The 1,909-nt window shown below is 38.2% G+C and carries 1 protein-coding gene; it reads left to right on the top strand.

Annotated features, from left to right (window positions below):
• Window positions 1–358: 358 nt before the first annotated feature.
• Window positions 359–1,648, top strand: a complete 1,290-nt coding sequence (gene ltrA / locus J2Z24_RS21130) for a group II intron reverse transcriptase/maturase (protein ID WP_173679996.1) — start codon at window positions 359–361, stop codon at window positions 1,646–1,648.
• Window positions 1,649–1,909: the final 261 nt, after the last annotated feature.

Consider the following 1,909-nt stretch of genomic DNA (forward strand, 5'->3'; position numbering starts at 1 on the left):
ATTATCTATGATGAAGATTTTTCAACTTCTAGCTATGGTTTTAGACCTAATAAAAGTGCTCATGATGCAATTAAACAAGCTGAAATCTATATTAATGAAGGAAATAGATGGGTCGTAGACATAGACTTAGAGAAGTTCTTTGGTGCGCCGGGCTAAGCCGGGCAATTTCAGTTGGTGAAATTCCAACTTAGGAAAGAGGTATAGCCGCCTCACCTAAAATCGAGTCTTGGGTTTATGAAGGTAACGACATAGACTAAGCGTAGACAGAGCGAATCTAGGCCGTAACGTAAGTGAAGCGACAGGACAAAATGAGCTCTCAACAAGGAAACATAAACTGCACAAACAGAGGTAGATAAATATGTCAACAAAATTGGATGAGATAGCGATTAAAGCTCGTAAAGATAAGAAAGCAGTATTTACGTCATTAGCCCATATCATAACACCAGAATTTCTAAAAGAAACATGGAAAATGATGAATAGGAAAGGAGCAAGTGGCGTAGATGGAGAGACAACTAAAGAATTTGAATATAACATTGATGAGAGAGTAAAAGATATATGGAAGAAGATGAAAGAAAAGAAATATAAAGCCCCACCGGTAAGGCGTGTAGAGATACCAAAAGGCAATGGAAAAACACGACCTTTGGGCATACCTACTGTAGAAGATAGGCTTGTACAACGTGCGGTAGCAAGGATTCTGGAGTCCATATATGAACAAGAATTTATGGATTTCTCATATGGCTTTAGACCAAGAAGAAATCCACATCAAGCACTCAAAACACTAAGAGAATGCATAGTAAAGAAGAAAGTAAGATTTATATATGAGGCTGATATTAGAGGATATTTTAATCATATAAACCACCAGTGGCTTATGAAAATGATAAAGCTGAGAATAGCCGACCCTGTAATAATTAGTATGATAGGAAAATGGCTAAGAGCAGGTGTAATGGTTAATGGAGTAGTTACAATAAATACAGAAGGAACGCCGCAAGGCGGGCCAATCAGCCCTATACTTGCAAACATTTATCTTCATTATGTTTTAGACTTATGGTTTGCAAAGAAATATAAAGCATACGCACAAGGTGAAGCATACCTGATAAGGTTTGCTGATGATTATGTGGCTTGCTTTCAATATAAAAGAGATGCAGAAAAGTTTGAGAAATATTCAAAGTATCGAATGAACAAGTTTCATTTAGAACTTGCAGAGGAAAAGACGAGACTTATTTCCTTTGGTAGATATGCACGAGAAAGAAGTGCAAAGTATGATAAAAAGCCGGAAACGTTTGACTTTCTCGGATTCAGGCATATAAGTGGTGTAGGAATCAATGGACAGTTTGCATTAATACGTAAGCCAACAGTTAAGAGTTGTAGAAAATTTCTGGACAAAACGCACAAATGGCTTAAAGAGCATATCCATTGGAAGAGAAGAGACCAACAGAAGCAACTGACAAGTATGCTGAGAGGATTCTATCAATATTTCTCGCTATACCACTGTGGAAATAAACTTATGTTCATTCGCCAAGAAGTTGTTAATCAGTGGATTAGGTCACTTAGACGAAGAAGTCAAAGACATAGATTATACTGGTCTTATTTAAGTACCAGAGAATGGTTTAAATTACCTTATCCAGAATTAATACATGCAGATATTTAACAAAGCAATCGCAAGTCATTTTGGGGAGCCCGGTGCGGAAAAACTGCACGCCGGGTTCTGCTTGGGGCTGGAAGCACAAGGGTAAAACCAAGGCTTCCTTCTACCAACCACAATATCAATCATGACTTACTAATGAAAGCAGTAAGAAAGCATACTGATTGTGAGTGGGTGCTGCTCTATATTGAAAGGTGGCTCGTCGCTCCGCTTCAATGTAAGGATGGAAGCTTAAAGGAAAGAATTTCTGGAACGCCGCAAGGCTCT

It is taken from the genome of Clostridium tetanomorphum (assembly GCF_017873215.1).
GTDB lineage: Bacteria > Bacillota > Clostridia > Clostridiales > Clostridiaceae > Clostridium_AO > Clostridium_AO tetanomorphum.

What these genes read in the sequence shown, in the direction of transcription:
- ltrA (WP_173679996.1), top strand. Translation starts at nt 359, where the DNA reads ATGTCAACAAAATTGGATGAGATAGCGATTAAAGCTCGTAAAGATAAG.